14 protein-coding genes are annotated in these 18,249 nt (G+C 65.6%); 7 read left to right on the forward strand and 7 right to left on the reverse strand.

The window, feature by feature from the left end:
• The first annotated feature begins 95 nt into the window (after positions 1-95).
• Entirely contained in the window at positions 96-920 is an 825-nt protein-coding gene (locus tag NFH98_RS17275; protein ID WP_253029360.1) for a helix-turn-helix transcriptional regulator, read from the forward strand.
• Positions 921-929: 9 nt separating this feature from the next.
• On the opposite strand, the gene NFH98_RS17280 is transcribed toward NFH98_RS17275, so the two are convergent.
• Positions 930-3,413, reverse strand: a complete 2,484-nt coding sequence (locus NFH98_RS17280) for an autotransporter outer membrane beta-barrel domain-containing protein (protein ID WP_349622988.1) — start codon at positions 3,411-3,413, stop codon at positions 930-932.
• A gap of 274 nt (positions 3,414-3,687) precedes the next feature.
• Between NFH98_RS17280 and NFH98_RS17285 the strand changes: the two genes are divergently transcribed.
• From NFH98_RS17285 to NFH98_RS17305, 5 genes are all read left to right on the forward strand, one after another.
• Positions 3,688-5,157 (forward strand): aminotransferase, encoded by a 1,470-nt coding sequence (locus NFH98_RS17285; RefSeq protein WP_108132249.1) that lies wholly within the window; start codon positions 3,688-3,690, stop codon positions 5,155-5,157.
• Positions 5,158-5,281: 124 nt separating this feature from the next.
• Complete coding sequence (locus NFH98_RS17290) at positions 5,282-6,631, forward strand: Na+/H+ antiporter NhaC family protein (RefSeq protein ID WP_306169242.1); 1,350 nt, start codon at positions 5,282-5,284, stop codon at positions 6,629-6,631.
• An 8-nt stretch (positions 6,632-6,639) separates the two neighbouring features.
• Complete coding sequence (aguA, locus tag NFH98_RS17295) at positions 6,640-7,812, forward strand: agmatine deiminase (RefSeq protein WP_349622989.1); 1,173 nt, start codon at positions 6,640-6,642, stop codon at positions 7,810-7,812.
• Between the two features lie 142 nt (positions 7,813-7,954).
• On the forward strand, positions 7,955-8,203 hold the full coding sequence (locus NFH98_RS17300; protein ID WP_045991247.1) for a YMGG-like glycine zipper-containing protein: 249 nt from the start codon (positions 7,955-7,957) through the stop codon (positions 8,201-8,203).
• Positions 8,204-8,600: 397 nt separating this feature from the next.
• The gene (locus NFH98_RS17305; RefSeq protein WP_108132246.1) at positions 8,601-8,843 is read left to right on the forward strand and encodes a YMGG-like glycine zipper-containing protein; all 243 of its coding nucleotides are present in this window, start codon (positions 8,601-8,603) and stop codon (positions 8,841-8,843) included.
• A gap of 63 nt (positions 8,844-8,906) precedes the next feature.
• Here NFH98_RS17305 and NFH98_RS17310 read toward each other — a convergent pair whose 3' ends face one another.
• From NFH98_RS17310 to NFH98_RS17325, 4 genes are all read right to left on the reverse strand, one after another.
• The gene (locus NFH98_RS17310; RefSeq protein ID WP_349622990.1) at positions 8,907-9,584 is read right to left on the reverse strand and encodes an extensin-like domain-containing protein; all 678 of its coding nucleotides are present in this window, start codon (positions 9,582-9,584) and stop codon (positions 8,907-8,909) included.
• A 96-nt stretch (positions 9,585-9,680) separates the two neighbouring features.
• The gene (locus NFH98_RS17315) at positions 9,681-9,860 is read right to left on the reverse strand and encodes a hypothetical protein (RefSeq protein ID WP_108132245.1); all 180 of its coding nucleotides are present in this window, start codon (positions 9,858-9,860) and stop codon (positions 9,681-9,683) included.
• A 147-nt stretch (positions 9,861-10,007) separates the two neighbouring features.
• Positions 10,008-11,657: a BCCT family transporter gene (locus NFH98_RS17320; RefSeq protein ID WP_045991251.1), complete on the reverse strand. Its 1,650-nt coding sequence runs from the start codon at positions 11,655-11,657 to the stop codon at positions 10,008-10,010.
• 320 nt (positions 11,658-11,977) lie between these two features.
• The gene (locus tag NFH98_RS17325) at positions 11,978-13,645 is read right to left on the reverse strand and encodes a BCCT family transporter (RefSeq protein ID WP_083970190.1); all 1,668 of its coding nucleotides are present in this window, start codon (positions 13,643-13,645) and stop codon (positions 11,978-11,980) included.
• A gap of 384 nt (positions 13,646-14,029) precedes the next feature.
• Here NFH98_RS17325 and NFH98_RS17330 point away from each other — a divergent pair, with 384 nt between their 5' ends.
• The gene (locus NFH98_RS17330; protein WP_348827125.1) at positions 14,030-15,025 is read left to right on the forward strand and encodes an LLM class flavin-dependent oxidoreductase; all 996 of its coding nucleotides are present in this window, start codon (positions 14,030-14,032) and stop codon (positions 15,023-15,025) included.
• Positions 15,026-15,056: 31 nt separating this feature from the next.
• On the opposite strand, the gene NFH98_RS17335 is transcribed toward NFH98_RS17330, so the two are convergent.
• Both NFH98_RS17335 and xylB read right to left on the reverse strand, forming a co-directional pair.
• Positions 15,057-16,628: an amidase gene (locus NFH98_RS17335; RefSeq protein ID WP_349622991.1), complete on the reverse strand. Its 1,572-nt coding sequence runs from the start codon at positions 16,626-16,628 to the stop codon at positions 15,057-15,059.
• Between the two features lie 125 nt (positions 16,629-16,753).
• Positions 16,754-18,226 carry a xylulokinase gene (gene xylB, locus NFH98_RS17340; protein ID WP_349622992.1) on the reverse strand — a complete coding sequence of 491 codons (1,473 nt, stop codon included), beginning with the start codon at positions 18,224-18,226 and terminating at the stop codon, positions 16,754-16,756.
• Positions 18,227-18,249: the final 23 nt, after the last annotated feature.

Below are 18,249 nucleotides of genomic sequence, written 5' to 3' on the forward strand. Positions count from 1 at the left end.
CGTCACGCCGAGCCCGGCAGACCCTTGGGACGACCACTGACACCAATAACGAAGTGATACAGTGTGGGCTTCAGACTTTCGACCCAGCGAGCCTCATGACTCCCATCGACTACCTGGCATCCAGCGCGGCCCAGGCCTGGCACCAACGACTGGCTGGCCTGATTCAGGGTGCCGATCGCAGCGACCTTCCGCGACAGCTGGAGCAGGCACTCGCCGAGCTGGTGCCCATGGACACCCTGATCCTGCATGCCTACCAGGGCCGAGGCCGTCCGCGAGTGGTCCATGACAACTATCCCCCCGAACGCCGCCAGCGCGACATCGACCCTTATCTGAGTCGCGTCTACCTGCTCGACCCGATGTTCCAGGCCATCGAGTCTGGTCAGGATAGCGGAACCCATCGACTGCGCGATCTGGCGCCGGACCGTTTCGAGAGCAGCGAGTACTACCACCACTACTATCGCGGCCTAGGACTCAAGGATGAGATCGGACTCTTCGCACGGGTCAGCGACGACACCGTGATGGTGCTGTCTCTCGGCTTCCGTACCCAGTCGCCACCGGTGACTCGGCGCACCGTACAGGCGCTACGCCACCTGACGCCCATCGTCGAAGCCCTGCTTCAGCGGTTCTGGAGCTGGCAACGCAATGCCTTCGAACCGCAACACCAGGAGGTCGAGCCCGTCGACGCCGCCTTCTCGAGTTTTGGCCAGGGTGTGCTCACCCGCCGCGAGCAGGATATCGTGCGCCTGCTGCTCGCGGGCCACTCGGCCAAGTCGGCGGCGCGAGAGCTCGGCATCAGCGACGGCACCGTCAAGGTCCACCGCAAGCACGTCTATCAGCGCCTGCAGGTCACGAGTCAGGCCGAGCTGTTTCGCGCCTTTCTCGATCACGTAGCGCTGATCTCCCGCCAGCAGCGTGACTGACGCACCCGCTCAGAAGCGGTAGGAGAGATACAACCGCCCCTCCCAGATATCCAGGTCATCATGGCCGATGCTGAGATAGCCGGCGCTGGCCTCGAGCAGGGTGGCCTCGCCGACAAACCAGCGAGCGCCAGTGCGCAGGGTACCCGTCAGGTCAGAAGGGTCCTCCCACTCCAGATCCTCGTTGAGGTAGCGCCCGTCGTTGGGCTGCTCGAAGGCCCAGTCCACCCCCAGTTCGGCGTAGGGCATGATCAGACCCGCGTGGTCAGTGTGGTAGATACGGCTAAGCTCACCACTGACCGACGCGACGCCAGTGCTGTAGGAGTCGCCGGGCACTTCCACCTCCACCGGTATCCCCAGGATCTTGCCGTCCAAGTCATAGTCGTCGCTGCGCTCACGGGAGTAGAACAGCGAGACGGTGGGACGCAACAGGGCCTCCCCCCAGCGGTACTGACCGTGGGCATTGAGCGCGCCGCCGAAGCTACGGGTGTCGAAGCTGCCTTCCAGGGTCGCCAGTTCGGTGTCATTGTCACCCCAGCGCCAGATCAGTGATGCGTCCAACGCCCAGCGCTCGGACAGTCGATAGGCGACATAGGGCGAGATGCTGAAGCCATCGCTGTCGCTGTCCCAGGCGCCGCCAAAGTTGTCAGAGCGGCTCGAGTCGACGCTGAAACTGACCCCCGCCACCGTCTGCTCCGACACCCAGCGGTCGACACCCACTGCCACTACCTGGGCCTCGCCATCCAGATCCTGGCCATCACGGTCATCGGAGATATCGGTATAACGAGCATCCACCCAGGTGTTCCAGGGAGAGACCGGCTCTCCCTGACGCCCTGCGGTGATCGGCACCTGTTCCATCAAGGTGGCCTCCAGCGCGTTCCGGGTTCTTGCCTGGGCGTGCTGGCGCAGCAGGTTCTCGGGGCAGGTCACCACCGGCAGGGTACCGTCGGCCAGCGGTGCGCCCCCGAGCCTGGGGTCGTGACGAGGGTCGATGCAGCGGTTAGCCGGCAGCGGCACCCGCCCGGCATACCACTCGGCCGCGTCGACACGGCCAACGATCTGGCCCTGGGGCATCGATGGCACAGAAGGTGTCAGACCCGACGGCGGACGCTGTTCAGGCGGTACGACGCCGATGGGAGGTGTCACCCCGGAAGGTGGCCTGACATCCGGAGGCACGACACCGATGGGGGGCGCTACCTCGCCCGGCCGCGCAACGTTCGGAGGAAGGCTCCATTGCCCCAGGGTGGGCCGCCCCGGCGTCACCCCCACCGGCGGACGTTCGGGGGCGGGCACCGTACCTATCGGCGGCGTTACCCCGGTCGGCGGCCGGAAGTTCGGTGGCACCGTCCCTACCGGCGGCGTTACCCCGGTCGGTGGCCGGAAGCCCGGAGGCACCGTACCTACCGGCGGCGTCACCCCGGTCGGCGGCCTGAAGTCCGGTGGCACCGTACCTATCGGCGGCGTTACCCCGGTCGGCGGCCGCTCGATTGGTGGGAAAGCGGGAGGCACCGTGCCTATCGGTGGCGTTACCCCGGTCGGTGGTCTGAAGTCCGGTGGCACCGTGCCTATCGGCGGCGTCACTCCGGTCGGCGGTCGGAAGCCTGGAGGTACCGTGCCCACCGGCGGCGTCACCCCGGTCGGAGGTCGGAAGCCTGGAGGCACCGTACCTATCGGCGGCGTCACCCCGGTGGGTGGCCTGAAGCCTGGAGGCACCGTGCCTATCGGCGGCGTCACCCCGGCCGGGGGTCGGAAGCCTGGCGGCACCGTACCTATCGGCGGCGTCACCCCGGTGGGTGGCCGGAAGCCTGGAGGCACCGTACCTATCGGCGGCGTCACCCCGGTGGGTGGCCGGAAGCCTGGAGGCACCGTGCCTATGGGCGGCGTCACCCCGGTGGGCGGCCGGAAGCCTGGAGGCACCGTACCTATCGGCGGCGTCACCCCGGTGGGTGGCCGGAAGCCTGGAGGCACCGTACCTATCGGCGGCGTCACCCCGCCAGGGCGGGAAAAATCAGGAAAGATCTTGCCGATGGGAGGGGTAATGCCCGGACGCTCCGGCATCGGGATCTGCCCGGCCGGCGGCAATGTGAAGCCACCCTTCTGGTTCTGGGTATCCAGCAGACAATCCTTGTTGCCCCCCAGATCCAGAAGCTTGTGCACACCACCGTTGCCGTTGGATACCACTGGCGACAGGGTCAGGTGCAGGCCGCCGGCATTGCGCGTCCACTCATCGACGCTCTGCTTTCCCTGCGCCGCCTCCAGCCCGAAGTCGCCCGGCGAGGTCCCCGACAACCACACCGAGCGCGAACCATCGTTGGTGACACCGACAAAAGCCAGCCCTCCCGAGGCGCCACAGTTGGCGGCGATAGCGGGTAACGGGGCCGACATCAGAAAGGCGACAAGGGTGCCCAGGGCACGACGAGTAAAGGGTGGTGCTGGCAACATGGCAAAGTATCCGGACTGACCATTCAGCATCCGCCGCGCCAGAATCTGGGCCACCTCTTCCGGCACCTGCGGATCATTACGGCACAGCCTACACCAACGTCGGAGGATCGCTACGTCTGCCTCAAGTCTCGGTAGTGCCGTTTCGCGCACCCCTCTCTCAATCATGAGGTAGATCAAGGTCATGGCAACCTGAGTCGATCATAGGCTACCCCATCGGTGATACCGGCACTGCCGCCGCCTGGCGGCCCGAGGAGACCTACCCTCATAAGGATATGTCATCGACAGGGGCAGTCTGGCGAGACTGGAGACCTTCCCAAGGAGGTTTCCAATGACAACACCCGACACTCGCCTCTCGTCCCGCCCCTCGACTCCCGTCGCCGACACGGCTCCGGTTCCGGCCCCGGCCCCAGTCCCAACAACATTGGATGCCGAGACCCTGTGGCGCCAGGATCGGGACCACTTCGTCCATCCCTTCACCGACTTCAGCGTCTTCCACGACAAGGGCTGCGAGCTGATCACCGATGCCGAGGGCATCCACGTTCAGGACATTCACGGCAACCGCTTTATCGACGGCATCGCCGGGCTGTGGTGCGTCAACGTTGGCCACGGTCGCGCCGAGATCGGCCAGGCCATGGCCGAACAGGCCACCCGCATGGCCTACTTCTCGACCTTCAACAATCTGTCCAACGCACCGGCTACGCGGCTGGCCGCCAAGCTCGCCGAACTGGCCCCGGCCCACCTCAACCATGTCTTCTACAGCTGCGGAGGCTCCACCGCCAACGACGCCACCATCCGCCTGGTGCACTACTACTTCAACCGCCTGGGCAAGCCGAACAAGAAGCGTATCCTGTCGCGCCACAACGCCTACCACGGCACCACCTACCTGGCCGCGAGCCTGACCGGCATCGAGAGCAACAACTGGGAATTCGACACCCTCGATGGTCTGGTCACCCATCTAAGCGAGGCCAACCTCTATCGTCGCCCCGAAGGCATGGATGAAGCACAGTACTGTGATCATCTGGTCGCGGAACTCGAGGCCACCATCGCCGAGATCGGCGCCGACAATATCGCCGCCTTCATCGCCGAGCCGATCATGGGAGCCGGCGGCGTACTGGTGGCCCCCCGGGGCTATCACGCCCGCATGCAGGAGGTGCTGCGCGCCCACGACATCCTGTATATCGCCGACGAGGTGGTCACCGGCTTCGGTCGCCTCGGCCACATCTTCGCCTCGGAAGCGGTATTCGACACCCAGCCCGACGTCATCAACCTGGCCAAGGGCCTGTCCTCGGGCTATGCCCCGCTCGGCGCGACCCTGATCTCCGACCGCCTCTACGAGGTGCTGGGCACGCCCCAGGGCAAGGGCGGAGTACTCAGCACCGGCTTCACCTACTCCGGACATCCGGTCAGTTGCGCCGCGGCGCTCAAGAATATCGAGATCCTCGAGCGAGAAGAGCTTTGCGCCAACGTCCGCGAGGTCGGCCCCTATCTGGAGCAGGCACTGGCGACGCTGTCACGACATCCCACCGTCGGCGACGTGCGCGGCAGCCACTTCATGATGTGCATCGAGAACGTGGCAGACAAGGACACCAAGGCGCTGTTTCCGGTGGACGCGCGTGTCGGCGATCGGGTGGCCTTCGAGGCCCAGCAGCGCGGACTGATCATTCGTCCGGTGGGGCATCTCAACGTGATCTCGCCGCCCCTGATCTGGACCCGCGACACCGTCGACGAGGCCGTCGCCATCCTCGACGAGGCGCTTGCCGCCACCGCCGAGTCCCTGCGTCGCGACGGCTATCTCTAGCCACGAACCCTCCTGCAACACGAGTCCGCACGCTTTTTTGCCGCGCGACCAGCGCAGGGCTCGCCCCTGCGCGATAGCTTCCGTCCAATAACAACCGTCGCCACAGGCGATACAAGGAGCTTGCATGGAAACCTACGGCGTCTGGAGCCTGGTTCCCACCCTGGTGGTGCTGGTCACCGCCATCATCACTCGTCGCACCATCGAATCACTGCTTGCCGGCTGCCTGGTCGGGCTCTTGATGATCGCCCCCAGCGAGGTCGTCACCCGCGGGTCGGACATCCTGCTCACGGTCCTCGGTAATGACACCGTCACCTGGATCATCCTGGTCTGCGGCCTGTTCGGCAGCTTGATCGCCCTGCTGGTCAAGACCGGCGGCGTGCTGAGCTTCGGTGACGCCATGACCCAACGACTGCACAGTCGTCGCCAGAGCCTGCTGACCACCTGGGTGCTGGGGCTGGTGATCTTCGTCGACGACTACCTCAACGCCCTGACCATCAGCGCCTCGATGAAGAAGATCACCGATCGCTTCGGCGTCTCCCGCGAAAAGCTGGCCTATCTGGTGGATTCCACCGCCGCCCCGGTGTGTATCCTGGTGCCCTTCTCGACCTGGGCGGTGTTCTTCGCCGGCCTGCTCGAGGACAACAACGTCGCCGACAACGGCATGTCGCTGTACATCTCGGCGATCCCGTACATGGCCTACGCCTGGGTGGCGGCGGCCCTGGTGCCCTTGGTCGCGCTGGGCTGGCTGCCTGACATCGGCCCGATGAAGACCGCCGAGGCCCGTGCCAAGGCCGGCCAGCCGGTGCCCGATGGCGGCGAGGAGCACGCGCTGCAGATCGACACCAACTACGATGGCCAGAGCCCGCATCTGCTCAACTTCCTGCTGCCCATCGCCAGCCTGATCGTCGCCACCTGGTACTTCGATATCGACATCCTGCGCGGGGTCATCGTTGCCCTGGCCGTCACCCTGGTGCTGATCGCCGTCCAGCGTCTGCTGAGCTTCAATGACACCTTCGATACCGCCCTGGAAGGCTTCAAGGCGATGATCATGCCGCTGGGCACCCTGGTCGCCGGCTTCTCGCTCAAGGAGGTCAACGACGTCCTGGGCCTCACCGAGGTGGTGATTCAGGCGGTACAGCCGCTGATGACCGCCGGCCTGCTGCCCGCCGTGGTATTCGTCACCATGGCCTTCCTGGCCTTTGCCACCGGCTCCTTCTGGGGGCTGTTCGCGGTGGCCATGCCGATCGTGCTGCCGTTGGCGATCAGCATGGACGCCAATATGCCGCTGGTGGTCGGCGCCTTGATCTCGGCCAGCGCCTTCGGTAGCCACGCCTGCTTCTACGGGGACTCCACGGTGCTGTCGGCCCAGGGTAGCGGTTGCAGCCCCATGGCCCACGCCCTGACCCAGATCCCCTACGTGTTGATCGCCGCGGCCCTGGCCACCGGCGTGTTCCTGCTGATCGGATTCTTGTGAGAGCCTCCATGAACCAGACACACCATTCGTCTTCACCGACCCCGGCCCCTATCGCGTCCCCTATCGCGTCGAGTTCCGCCGGCAGCGACGCGCACAGTCCCGCCCGACTTGGCTGGTCCATGCCGGCGGAATTCGCCCCTCACGACGCCTGCTGGATGCTGTGGCCCCAGCGCCCGGACACCTGGCGCCTGGGAGCCAAGCCCGCCCAACAGGCCTTCGTCGCGGTGGCCAGCGCCATCGCCGAGAGCGAGACCGTCTACGTGGGCGTCAACGACGATCAGTACGAAAACGCCCGTTATCAGCTTCCGGAATCGATTCGCGTGGTCGAACTATCCAGCAACGACGCCTGGATGCGGGACGTGGGCCCGACCTTTCTGACCCACCCCGAACATGGCCTGGCGGTGGTGGACTGGGAATTCAACGCCTGGGGCGGACTCAAGGGCGGGCTTTACTTTCCCTGGGACAAGGACCGCCGGATTCGCCCCAAGATCGCCGAAATGCTGGGCATCCCCCGCTTCGATGCCGGTATCGTGCTGGAAGGCGGCGCCATTCACGTCGACGGCGAGGGCACCCTGATCACCACCGAGGAGTGCCTGCTCAACCCCAACCGCAACCCGGGTCTGGATCGTGCCGCCATGGAGGCGCGCCTGAGTGAGCAGCTGGGCATCAGCAAGGTCATCTGGCTTCCCCGGGGCTGCTACCTCGATGAAACCGACGGCCACGTCGACAATCTCTGCTGCTTTGTGGGCCCCGCCGAAGTTGCCTTGACCTGGTGCGACGACGCTGCAGACCCGGAGTACCAGATCTGCCGCGACGCCCTGGCGGTGCTGGAAGCCAGTACCGATGCCTGCGGTCGACCGTTCACCGTGCACCGCCTGCCCCAGCCCGGCCCACTGTTTATCGGCGAAGACGAGGCCAGCGGCATCGACCGCCTGTCCAGCTCGCACCCACGCCAGCCCGGGGACCGCATGGCGGCCTCCTACGTCAACTTTTACATCGGCAATCGAGTGGTGGTCATGCCCCTGCTGGATGAACGCCGCGACAACGAGGCTCGCGACATTCTGGCGAGGCTTTTTCCCGAGCGTCGGGTGATCGGCGTGCCCGCCCGAGAGATCCTGCTCGGCGGCGGCAACGTCCACTGCATTACCCAACAACAGCCGAGGGATCCAAGACGTACCTGACAGGCGGGAGTCGTCGCCGGTGACGACACGGCACCAGAAAATGTCTGCTGGAAGCGACACCGCATCGGAGAATCAAGGGGTTGTGCTCGGCTCTCTTGGCCAATAGGCTCGATATGGCACATAACAGCATAGGAGAAACATCATGAGGAAGGGTTCCATCAAGACACTCTCCAGCCTGCTGCTGGCCACTTTCATGACCTTGGGCCTCGCCGCCTGCGGCACCGGCACCGGTGAACGCGCCGCCAGTGGCGCTGGCGTGGGTGCCGCCGTAGGTGCCGGCGCCGCCGCCGCCACCGGTGGTGACGTCGCCGAAGGCGCCGTGATCGGCGGTGGCGTAGGCGCGGCCACCGGCGCCGCCACCGATGAGGACGACGTCGACCTGGACAACTAAGGTCCTGGGCCTGGGGCGAGGCGAGGGTGCCTCGTTCCAAACCTGCTCGACGCACAGGAACACCGCCGGCTTGCCGGCGGTGTTCTTGTATCTGGCCGGTCGGGTATCTCGCCCGGGTCTGGCCGGTCGAGTATCTCGCCTGGGTCTGGCCAGTCGGGTATCTCGCCTGGGTCTGGCCGGTCGGGTATCTCGCCTGGGTCTGGCCGGCCGGGTATCTGAGCTGTCGTGTGTCTGGCCTGGTTCGACCAAGCGGGGTTCGGCTAAACGGGGGTCGGCCAAGCGGGCGCGGCTCCCACAATTGGCGCCAATTGGCGACAATTGCTGCATATTTGCTTCACTTGCTCCTTTCTGTGCCGTTGTTACTGTTAGGGTCATCCCCCAGCATGAGGACGACGACATGAAACTTCTGAAGATGACCGGGCTGAGCGCTACTGCCCTGACCATGGCCCTGGCACTGTCGGCCTGCGGTACCGGTACCGGAGAACGGGCGCTGAGTGGCGCGGGGGTCGGTGCAGCGGTAGGTGCCGGCGCGGCGGCGATCACCGGCGGCGACGTGGGCAAGGGCGCGGTCATCGGCGGCGGCGTGGGTGCGGCGACCGGTGCTGCCACCGATTCCCGGGACATCAACCTCAGTCGCTAAGTCCAGGCCCGAGGCGTCCAGGCAGCTTTCGACCCCGCCCCGATCCGAGCCAAGATGCCGCCCTCAGCGGCAGACCCGACCGCCCACGCCGAGATGAAAGTGATCGGCGTGGGCGGCATTGTAGTCAGGCCCCAGCACGGTGCCGAAGACCTTGCAGGCGCGCTGCCCCACTTCCTTCAGGAAACGTCCTTCGGCTCCCTTGCCCCAGTGGCCCGACAAGCTGACGCGACGACCGTCCTCGAGTTCGAAGGCGGCCACATCCAGGGCCTCGGCACTGGCATGCTGGCTGCGACGTCCCTCGGCCCGACCATAGATATTGCGGCAGGCGAAGCTGCCGAAGTGTTCGATCTGGGCCACGTCCACACCAAGGTGGGCGCGCGCAGCGGCGTTGAGCTCGTGACGCTCGAACACCGCCCAGGCCACCGCCAGCGGGCAGCGTGTCATCACGCTCGGCTGCATGCGCGACTGGCCACCGGCGTAGCGCACCAGATTGGAAAGCTCACACTGGCCCCGGGTGACGTCATCCAGTGGGATATATCGCTGGGGCGGGTCCGCCGCCAGCACCGCACGGCAGGCCTCGGGGTCATCCGCCAGCCGCGCCAGCTTCCAGCCGAGGAAAGGACCAGGCGGCGTCTCGATCGATATCGGTGTCCAGGGCAACCAGCGATCCGGTATTGCGATCATCCCCTTGTCCAGGGCAACGCCCAACACCAGCAGCATGATCAACAGCCACTGCCCCATATAGTTCCTTCCTGTGCCCGACCCTTTCTGTGCCCGACCCTTCCTGCGCCCGACCCTTGGCCACGGTTCATCCCACGACCGAGGCGTCGAGTACGATCAGGGGTCCACCAACATGGATAGCGCCAGAGCGACGATACCGACCGTCACGGCGGTTACCACCGCCAGGATGACGATACGGTCCAGCCAGCGATCGAAGGTGACCCAGTTGAATGTCAGCCGCCTGCGACGAGACGGAGGCCCGCGGCGGGTCGCGCCGCGGGCAGGGGGTGAAGACATGGCCGAGATCCTTCCGACGATACCCTGAGCTTACGTCCTGGCACTCTTCCTGACTACCAATGCATCGTAGATACTGCATTTTGCGCCAAGTTTCGTTTGACGGTGCTCGCCCGGGGTCACAGATCGCCGGTGCCGGTCGACGTCACCTCAGTGGTTGATGCGCCGGTTGACCACGTTGGGGGCCCGCCGCAGACGCTCCTCCTCGGCCAGGTTGCCGGCCTCGAACGGATCCGCGCCCACCGGGGTCTCGCCATGCTGACGGTACAGCTGTGACAGCATGTTGCGGCGATCCGCCTGCAGCTCCTTGACCAGCACGAACATCATCCCGAACAGGATGAACGAGAACGGCAGGGCCGCCAGCACGGCGGCGGACTGCAGTCCCTTGAGCCCACCTGCAACGATCAGCGTCAGACAGATGGCGGCAATCAACAGCCCCCAGCAGATCCGCTTGTACAGCGGCGGAGCGATGGAGCCATGGTCGGTCATCTGGGCGACGATAAAGGAGGCGGAGTCTGCCGAGGTGACCAGAAAGATGAAGATCAGGATCATGGCGAGCACCGACAGCACCGTGGAAAACGGCATCAGGTCGAACATCTCGAACAGTGCCACGGTGATATTGTCCTGGGTGGCGGCGGCCAGGCCGGCATCACCGCCCAGCTCCATATGCAGGGCCGCCCCGCCGAACACCCCGATCCACAGACACGCCAGCAGCGGCGGCACCACCAGCACACCGAGTACGTACTCGCGAATGGTCCGTCCCCGCGAGACCCGAGCCACGAAGGTGCCGACAAAGGGCGACCAGGCGATCACCCACGCCCAGTAGAAGATGGTCCAGCTGGAAGCCCAGGGGTCATCGTTGTAGGGCGACATCTTGAGGCTCATGCCGATGAAGTTCTGCAGGTAGTCGCCGATGCCCAGGGTGATGGTCTCGAGGATCTTGACCGTGGGGCCGGTGAACAGCACGTACAGCATCATCGCGATGCACAGCGCCATATTGAGGTTGGACAATCGCTTGATGCCCTTGTCGAGCCCCGACCAGGTCGAGGCCATGTACGCCACGAACATCACCCCGAGGATGCCCGCCTGCCAAAGGCCGCTTTCCGGCAGTCCGAAGACCGCATTGAGGCCACCATTGACCTGCAGTACCCCGAGCCCCAGCGAGGTCGCCACCCCCATCACCGTGGCGACCACGGCGAAGATGTCGAGCCAGTCGGTGTAGGGGCGCAGCGCCGGGCGCTTGGCGGTCATCGACGACAGCACCGAGGAGACCAGCCCGGCCTGGTCCTTGCGAAACTGGAAGTAGGCGATGATCAGCCCGACCAGCGAGAATGCCGCCCACTGGTGCACCCCCCAGTTGAAGTAGCTCATCTGGATGGCGTAGCGCGCCGCTTCCACGCTTTCGGCGGGGACCGCGCCATAGGGAGGCTCGGCGAAGTGGGTCATGGGCTCGGCCATACCGTAGAACACCAGACCGACGCCGAAGCCGGCCGCCAGCAACATGCTGATCCAGGAAAAGGTGCCGTAGGTGGGGGTGCTATCCTGGGGCCCCAGGCGCACCTTGCCGTACTTGCTCATCGCCAGCGCTACCAGAAAGATGACGAAGGCGAACACCGCCATCAGGTAGAACCAGCCAAAGTAGTGGGTCACCTGGCTAAGCGCGGTGTTGGCGGCGTCACCGAAGGCGTCGGGGAAACTGGCGCCCACGGCGACCAGGGCGATGATGATAAGGGCAGATAGACGAAAGACGCGATCCTTGCCAGACAGCGGCAGGCGCTCCTGCAGCGCTCGACCGTTCATGGACACTCCTTGCCAGACGGCGGTCATGATGTGAGGGGCGTAGCACCCTAACAAAAGTCGGACTCTCCATCACGGTAGGCGAATATTCGATTCGGCACAAAAAATTGCCGGCACCCTGGGGTACCGGCAATAGTGCCGGAAATAGTACCGGCAATAGTGTCGGAAATAGTGCCTCCAATAGCGCCGTCAGTTGACGACATAGCAGAAGGCCCGCCATGGGGCGGGCCTTCTGGTTTCCTGCGGTCAGGTCTGGCTCCGCCTGTCCCTTACCAGCCGGGGCTATCACAGACGGGTGATCGAAGCCCGACCGCCACTAGTGGTTACTGCGGTTTCGGTGTGGCCATCGCCTCGCTGGAGCCACCCTCCTCACTGTCATCCATTTTCAGCGCTTCCTCGGGGGGCTCCATGCCTTCGGTCTTGGCCTGGTCACGCGCCTCGAAGGCGTCTGCACCGACCGGCATCTCGCGGTAGTGCTGATAGAGACCGTCGAGCATCAGCTTGCGATCCTTGCGCAGCTCTCTCACCAGCACGATCACCATCATGTAGAGGATGAAGGTGAACGGCAGCGCCGACAGTACCGATGCCGACTGCAGTCCCTTGAGGCCGCCAGCGGCGATCAGCGTCAGGCAGATGGCGGCGATCAGCACACCCCACAGCACCCGCTTGTAGAGGGGAGGATTGATCGAGCCGTTGTCGGTCATCTGGGCAACGATATAGGACGCCGAGTCTGCCGAGGTCACCAGGAAGATGAAGATCAGCATCATTGCCATCACCGACAAGAGTCCCGAGAAGGGCATCAGATCGAACATCTCGAACAGCGCCACGGTGATGTTGTCCTGGGTCGCCTGGGCCAGGCCGAGGCCCTCGTTGGCCAGTTCCATATGGATGGCGGTGCCACCGAACACGCCCAGCCACAGGCAGGCCAGCAGTGGCGGCACGAACAGCACGCCGAACACGTACTCCTTGATGGTGCGCCCCTTGGAGATACGCGCCACGAAGGTACCGACAAAGGGCGACCAGGCGATGACCCAGGCCCAGTAGAAGATGGTCCAGTTCTGGGCCCAGGGATTATCGTTGTAGGGCGACATGCGCAGGCTCATCACGAAGAAGTTCTGCAGGTAGTCGCCCAGTCCCAGGGTGATGGTCTCCAGCAGCTTGATGGTGGGGCCGGTGGCCAGCACGTAGACCATCATGGCGATACACATGATCATGTTGAGGTTGGACAGTCGCTTGATCCCCTTGTCCAGGCCCGACCAGGTGGACGCCATGTAGGCCAGGAACATGCAGAACAGGATGATGAACTGCCACAGGCCGTTCTCCGGGATGCCGAACACCGCGTGCAGGCCGCCGTTGGTCTGCAGCACGCCCAGCCCCAGCGAGGTCGCTACCCCCATCACCGTAGCCACCACGGCAAAGACGTCCAGGGCGCCGTTGAACTTGCGCAGCCCCGGTCGCTTGGCGGTCAGCGGACGCAGCACCACGGACACCAGGCCCGCCTGCTCCTTGCGGAACTGGTAGTAGGCGATGATCAAGCCCACCAGGGCGAAGGCCGCCCACTGATGAATCCCCCAGTTGAAGAAGCTGTACTGAATCGCGTAGCGGGCCGACTCCGCGCTTTCCGGCGTCATGTCGGCGTAGGGTGGTGCAATATAGTGGGTCATGGGCTCGGCCATGCCGTAGAACACCAGGCCAACCCCGAAGCCGGCCGCCAGCAGCATGCTGACCCAGGAAAAGAAGCCGTATTCTGGCTTGCCGTCCTGCGGCCCCAGGCGCACCTTGCCGTACTTGCTCACGGCAAGGCCGAGCAGAAATACCACGATGCCGGTGACCGACAGCAGATAGAACCAGCCAAAATAGTGGGACACGCCACCCAGGGCGCGACTGGCGACTTCGCCGAAACCTTCAGGGAACATGGCCCCCAGGGCCACCAGGATCAGGATGATGATCGCGGAGACGTAAAAGACCCGCTGTCCTTCATTGCGTTGCATATCGCCTTCCTTTTGTTCGACTGCTTGTTGGAAGGCCTGTGCAGCGCCGCTCCGGCGAAGACCACGCTCGGACGCTCCTTATCGAACGCTTCTGCCCGGGCATTCGCCGAGCAGCCTTTGCAGACCCGTACTTTGATAACAGTTAGGTTGTTATCTATCATCCCCGGGCAGCCCACCGATCCGGCTTGGCACTAAGCTGACACTGGACTGCCACTGGAGAGTCGAAGCACCGATGAGGCACCTCGGTGACATCATAGTGAAGTTCGCCACCAAGACAGCGGAATCCACCACCCGCCAGTCGGCGCAGCAAAACATCCGCCAAATTCGTCGCCTCAGGTACGAATTTTCCCGGCCAAAAGCCCGGCCCAAAAGAAGGAGAGCCCCATGGCCCGTCTCGACACTACGCCCCTTTCGGTCCTGGACCTGGCGCCGATCCGGGATGGAGGCACCGTCGCCGACAGCTTCCACGACAGCGTTGCCTTGGCCCGCCTGAGCGAATCGCTTGGCTTCACCCGCTACTGGCTGGCCGAACATCATGGGCTGGAGGGGATCGCCAGCGCGGCGACCTCGGTACTGATCGGACACCTGGCGGAGAAGACCTCACGCATCCGCGTGGGCAGCGGCGGCATCATGCTGCCGAACCATCCACCACTGGTGATCGCCGAACAGTTCGGCACCCTGGAGACGCTCTATCCGGGCCGCATTGATCTGGGGCTGGGCCGGGCGCCGGGCTCGGACGCGGCCACCATGGCGGCGATGCGCCGCGATCCCCACGCTGGCGTCGAGGACTTCCCCCAGCGTCTGGCCGAACTGGAAGGCTTTCTTGGCGAGGCCCGACCGGAGCAGCGGGTCCGGGCGGTGCCCGGCCAGGGCACCCGAGTACCGATCTGGCTGTTGGGCTCGAGTCTGTACAGCGCCCAGCTAGCCGCCCACAAGGGGCTGCCCTTTGCCTTCGCCGCCCAGTTCGCCCCGGCCCAGCTCGACGAAGCGCTGGCCATCTATCGCCGCGACTTCCGCCCCTCCGAGGTGCTCGCGGCGCCCTACGCCATGGTCGGTCTGCCGGTGCTGGCCGCCGCCACGGACGAGCGCGCCGACTACCTCGCCAGCACCGCAAGGCAGAAGTTTCTGGGCCTGATTCGCGGCCAGCGCGGACGCGCCCGGCCACCGGTGGCGACGCTGGACTGGAACCCCATGGAGCGCGCCCAGGTGGAAGGGTTTCTTGGCGCCGCGGTGATCGGCAGCCCGGCGACGGTGCGCGACGGTCTGGAGCGCCTGCTAGAACGCACCCAGGCCGATGAACTGATGATCAACACCGACACCTATGCCCTGGAGGATCGCCTCGAGAGCTACCGCCTGGTCGCTGAGGTATGGCAAGGCTGAGCCCCGCCCGGCAACGTGGCGCGACTCGGCCTCAACGCGGCGGGTGAGCCCCGGGCGTACGCCATTCGGGCTCGCGCTCGAGCCAGTCGGGAGCGGCCTGCTCGAAGGCATGACCCCAGCGCAGCAGGTCGCGATCACGGCGATGGGGAGCGATGAGCTGGACGCCCATGGCCTGGCCGTGCGGGTTGAAGCCTGCGGGCAGATTGATCACCGGGCACCCCGACAGGGAGCCGGCGATCACCACCTCCATCCAGCGATGGTAGGTGTCCATCGTTCGCCCGGCGATCTGCCCGGGCCAGGGTGTGTCGACGTCGAAGGCAAATACCTGGGCGCTGGGCAGGGCCAGCGCATCGAAGCGCTCGAACAGTCCGAGCAGGCAGGCGTACCAGGCACTGCGCTCGACGTTGGCGCGGTGCACATCCAGCGCCGTTCGGCCCATGCCCTGCTCGACTTCCCAGCAGGCCTCGGGCTTGAGCTGGCAACGACGGCTATCGCCGGCCCAGACCTCTGACAGACTGCCCGCCACCGCCCACTGGCGCAGCACCAGCCAGCTTTGCCACAGCCGCTCGGGTGCCATCTCCGGCACCACCGGCTCGACCCGGGCACCGAGGCGCTCGAACACCGACAACGCCCCCTGGCAGACGTCCAGCACTCCCTCTTCCATCGCCAGGTAGCCCTGCCAGTCGCCGAGCCAGCCGATACGCAGGCCCGACGCCGCGTCAGCGTCATCGAACGGATCGGCGAGACGCTCGGGATCATCGGCGAGTGACAGGGGAGCGCGGGGGTGGGCCCCGGCCTGGGTCGCCAGCAGCCTGGCAAGGTCGCCGACGCAGCGCGCCATGGGCCCTTCGGTGGCCAACTGGTGGCCGAAGATATCAGGGCCAGGACCATGGGGAACGCGACCGAAGGAAGGCCTCATCCCGAACAGGTTGTGGTAGGCGGCAGGGTTTCGCAAAGACCCCATCATGTCGCTGCCATCGGCCACCGGCAGCATGCGCATGGCCAGGGCGGCAGCGGCCCCGCCGCTGGAGCCACCGGCGCACAGGGCGGGATCGAAGGCGTTGCGGGTCGCGCCGAAGACGCGGTTGTAGGTCTGGGAACCGAGGCCAAACTCCGGCGTGTTGGTCTTGCCGACAAAGATGGCGCCGGCCTCGCGCATCCGCCTGACCATGATGCCGTCCTGCTGCGGCACCTGATCCTTGAACAAGGGCGAGCCCATCGAGGTCGGCAGGTCACGCGTGGCCGAAAGGTCCTTGATCGCCTGGGGAATGCCGTGGAGCCAGCCGCGAGAGCGCCCCGCCGCCAGTTCGCGGTCGTACTCCCCGGCCTCTTCCATCAGCACCTCGTGGTCACGGCGAGAGACGATGGCGTTGACCACCGGGTTGGCCGCGTCGATCTGTGCCAGGTAGGCGTCCATCACCTCGCGGCAACTAAGCTCTCGTGCATGGATCGCCCGGGACAGCGCAAGCGCTCTCAGCGCCAGGATCTCGCGCTGGGCAGGGCTGGTGGCGCCCTCGCCCACGGACGGAGCAGAGGATGAAGCGCCGGGCGGTGAGGTGGGCGAATCAGACGGTAAAGGTGACGATGGCGGTGGAATAGGCATGGCGTCCTCGCTGCACGGCATTGAGACGAGCGGGCTGGCCCGACTTTTTCCAACGCTAGCGGGCGGAGCCTCAGCTGTCACTTATGCAAGAGCCTCAGCTGTCATCCATGCAAGAGCCTCCGCTGTCATCCATGCAGACGATCGAGGGCGACCAGCCAGCCCAGGTAGACCTCGCCATAGCGCTTGACCCGACCTGCGTCGGGCTCGGCCCGGGAGCCTTCATCCAGCTGCACCAGCGCCTGACACAGCTCGTCCAGCTCGCCCTCCCTGGCACACCAGGCCGCCTGGATGGCGCCGCCAAGAGCGGCGGCATCGGTCACCCGGGGGCACACCACCTCGGTGGCGGTGATGTCCGCCACCATCTGGCGCCAGGCGGCGCTGTGGGCGCCGCCGCCGATCAGCCGAATCTGGCGTGCCTGGTCAGCCAGCGGCCCCATCAGGTCAAGGCCGTAGCGCAGACAGAAGGTGGCGCCCTCCACCACCGCGCGACACAGATGGGCGGGGCTGGTATTGCGGCTGGTCAGGCCGAGAAAGGAGGCGCTGGCCTCGGGCAGGCTCGGTACCCGTTCGCCGTTGAAGAACGGCAAGACCGTCACGCCATCGGCGCCGACAGGCGCCTGGACCAGGGCCTGGTTGAACCCCGCCAGGTCGAGACCGAACAGCTCACGCACGCGATTGGTGGCCGAGGTGGTGTTCATGGTGCAGACCAGCGGCAGCCAGCCCGCGTGGCTGGCGCAGAAGTTGGCGACCATGGCGGAATCGGCCAGCACCGGGTGATCGGAGTGGGCGCAGACGGTGCCCGAGGTGCCAAGGCTGATGGTTACCTTGCCCGGCACGATGTTGCCGGTGCCGATGGCGCCGAGCATATTGTCTCCGCCGCCGCTGGCGACCGCGACTCCTGGGGAAAGCCCCAGCTCCCGGGCCAGCACCGGCCGGACCTGCCCTGCCGTGTCGCGGGAATCGATCAGTCTTGGCAGCACCCGGGCCGGGTCCAGCTCAGGGGCGATCCACTGCCACACCTCAGGACTCCAGCGCCGTGAGCGACTATCGAAATAACCGGTACCCGAGGCGTCTCCCGCCTCGCTGACACGCTCGCCGGTCAACCACAGATTGAGGTAGTCGTGGGGTAACAGCACGCCATCCACGCGATCATAGATGTCGCGATGATGCTCGCGCAGCCAGGCCACCTTGGAGGCGGTGTAGCCGGTCTGAGGCACCAGGCCGAGCCGCGCCAGGCAGCCCTCTTCCCCGCCCAGAGCGCCGATCAGGGCCTGGTTGTGGGCATGGGTCTCGGTATCGCACCACAGCTTGGCCGGGTACAGCACCTGATCCCTGGCATCCAGCGCCACCATGCCATGCTGCTGGCCGGAGACACCGATGCCGCGGATATCACCGGCGCTGACACCGGCCGACGCGATCGCCGCGTGGAAGGCGCCGATAAAGGCCTCGATCCACTGTGCCGGGTCCTGCTCGCGCCGCCCCCTGGCGCCCTCGATCATGCGGTGGGGTCGACTGGCCTCGCCAATGGTGGCGCCACGCGCCAGATCCACCACCACCACCTTGGTGCTCTGGGTGCCACAATCCACACCGAGATACATGAAAAGATTCCTCGTTGGCGCAT

The organism is Halomonas sp. H33-56, from assembly GCF_040147035.1.
Lineage (GTDB): Bacteria > Pseudomonadota > Gammaproteobacteria > Pseudomonadales > Halomonadaceae > Halomonas > Halomonas litopenaei.

Bases quoted from the DNA above. Each gene is read 5' to 3' on its own strand.
- NFH98_RS17275 (WP_253029360.1), top strand. From the start codon at position 96: ATGACTCCCATCGACTACCTGGCATCCAGCGCGGCCCAGGCCTGGCAC.
- NFH98_RS17285 (WP_108132249.1), top strand. From the start codon at position 3,688: ATGACAACACCCGACACTCGCCTCTCGTCCCGCCCCTCGACTCCCGTC.
- NFH98_RS17290 (WP_306169242.1), top strand. From the start codon at position 5,282: ATGGAAACCTACGGCGTCTGGAGCCTGGTTCCCACCCTGGTGGTGCTG.
- aguA (WP_349622989.1), top strand. From the start codon at position 6,640: ATGAACCAGACACACCATTCGTCTTCACCGACCCCGGCCCCTATCGCG.
- NFH98_RS17300 (WP_045991247.1), top strand. From the start codon at position 7,955: ATGAGGAAGGGTTCCATCAAGACACTCTCCAGCCTGCTGCTGGCCACT.
- NFH98_RS17305 (WP_108132246.1), top strand. From the start codon at position 8,601: ATGAAACTTCTGAAGATGACCGGGCTGAGCGCTACTGCCCTGACCATG.
- NFH98_RS17310 (WP_349622990.1), bottom strand. From the start codon at position 9,584: ATGGGGCAGTGGCTGTTGATCATGCTGCTGGTGTTGGGCGTTGCCCTG.
- NFH98_RS17315 (WP_108132245.1), bottom strand. From the start codon at position 9,860: ATGTCTTCACCCCCTGCCCGCGGCGCGACCCGCCGCGGGCCTCCGTCT.
- NFH98_RS17320 (WP_045991251.1), bottom strand. From the start codon at position 11,657: ATGAACGGTCGAGCGCTGCAGGAGCGCCTGCCGCTGTCTGGCAAGGAT.
- NFH98_RS17325 (WP_083970190.1), bottom strand. From the start codon at position 13,645: ATGCAACGCAATGAAGGACAGCGGGTCTTTTACGTCTCCGCGATCATC.
- NFH98_RS17330 (WP_348827125.1), top strand. From the start codon at position 14,030: ATGGCCCGTCTCGACACTACGCCCCTTTCGGTCCTGGACCTGGCGCCG.
- NFH98_RS17335 (WP_349622991.1), bottom strand. From the start codon at position 16,628: ATGCCTATTCCACCGCCATCGTCACCTTTACCGTCTGATTCGCCCACC.
- xylB (WP_349622992.1), bottom strand. From the start codon at position 18,226: ATGTATCTCGGTGTGGATTGTGGCACCCAGAGCACCAAGGTGGTGGTG.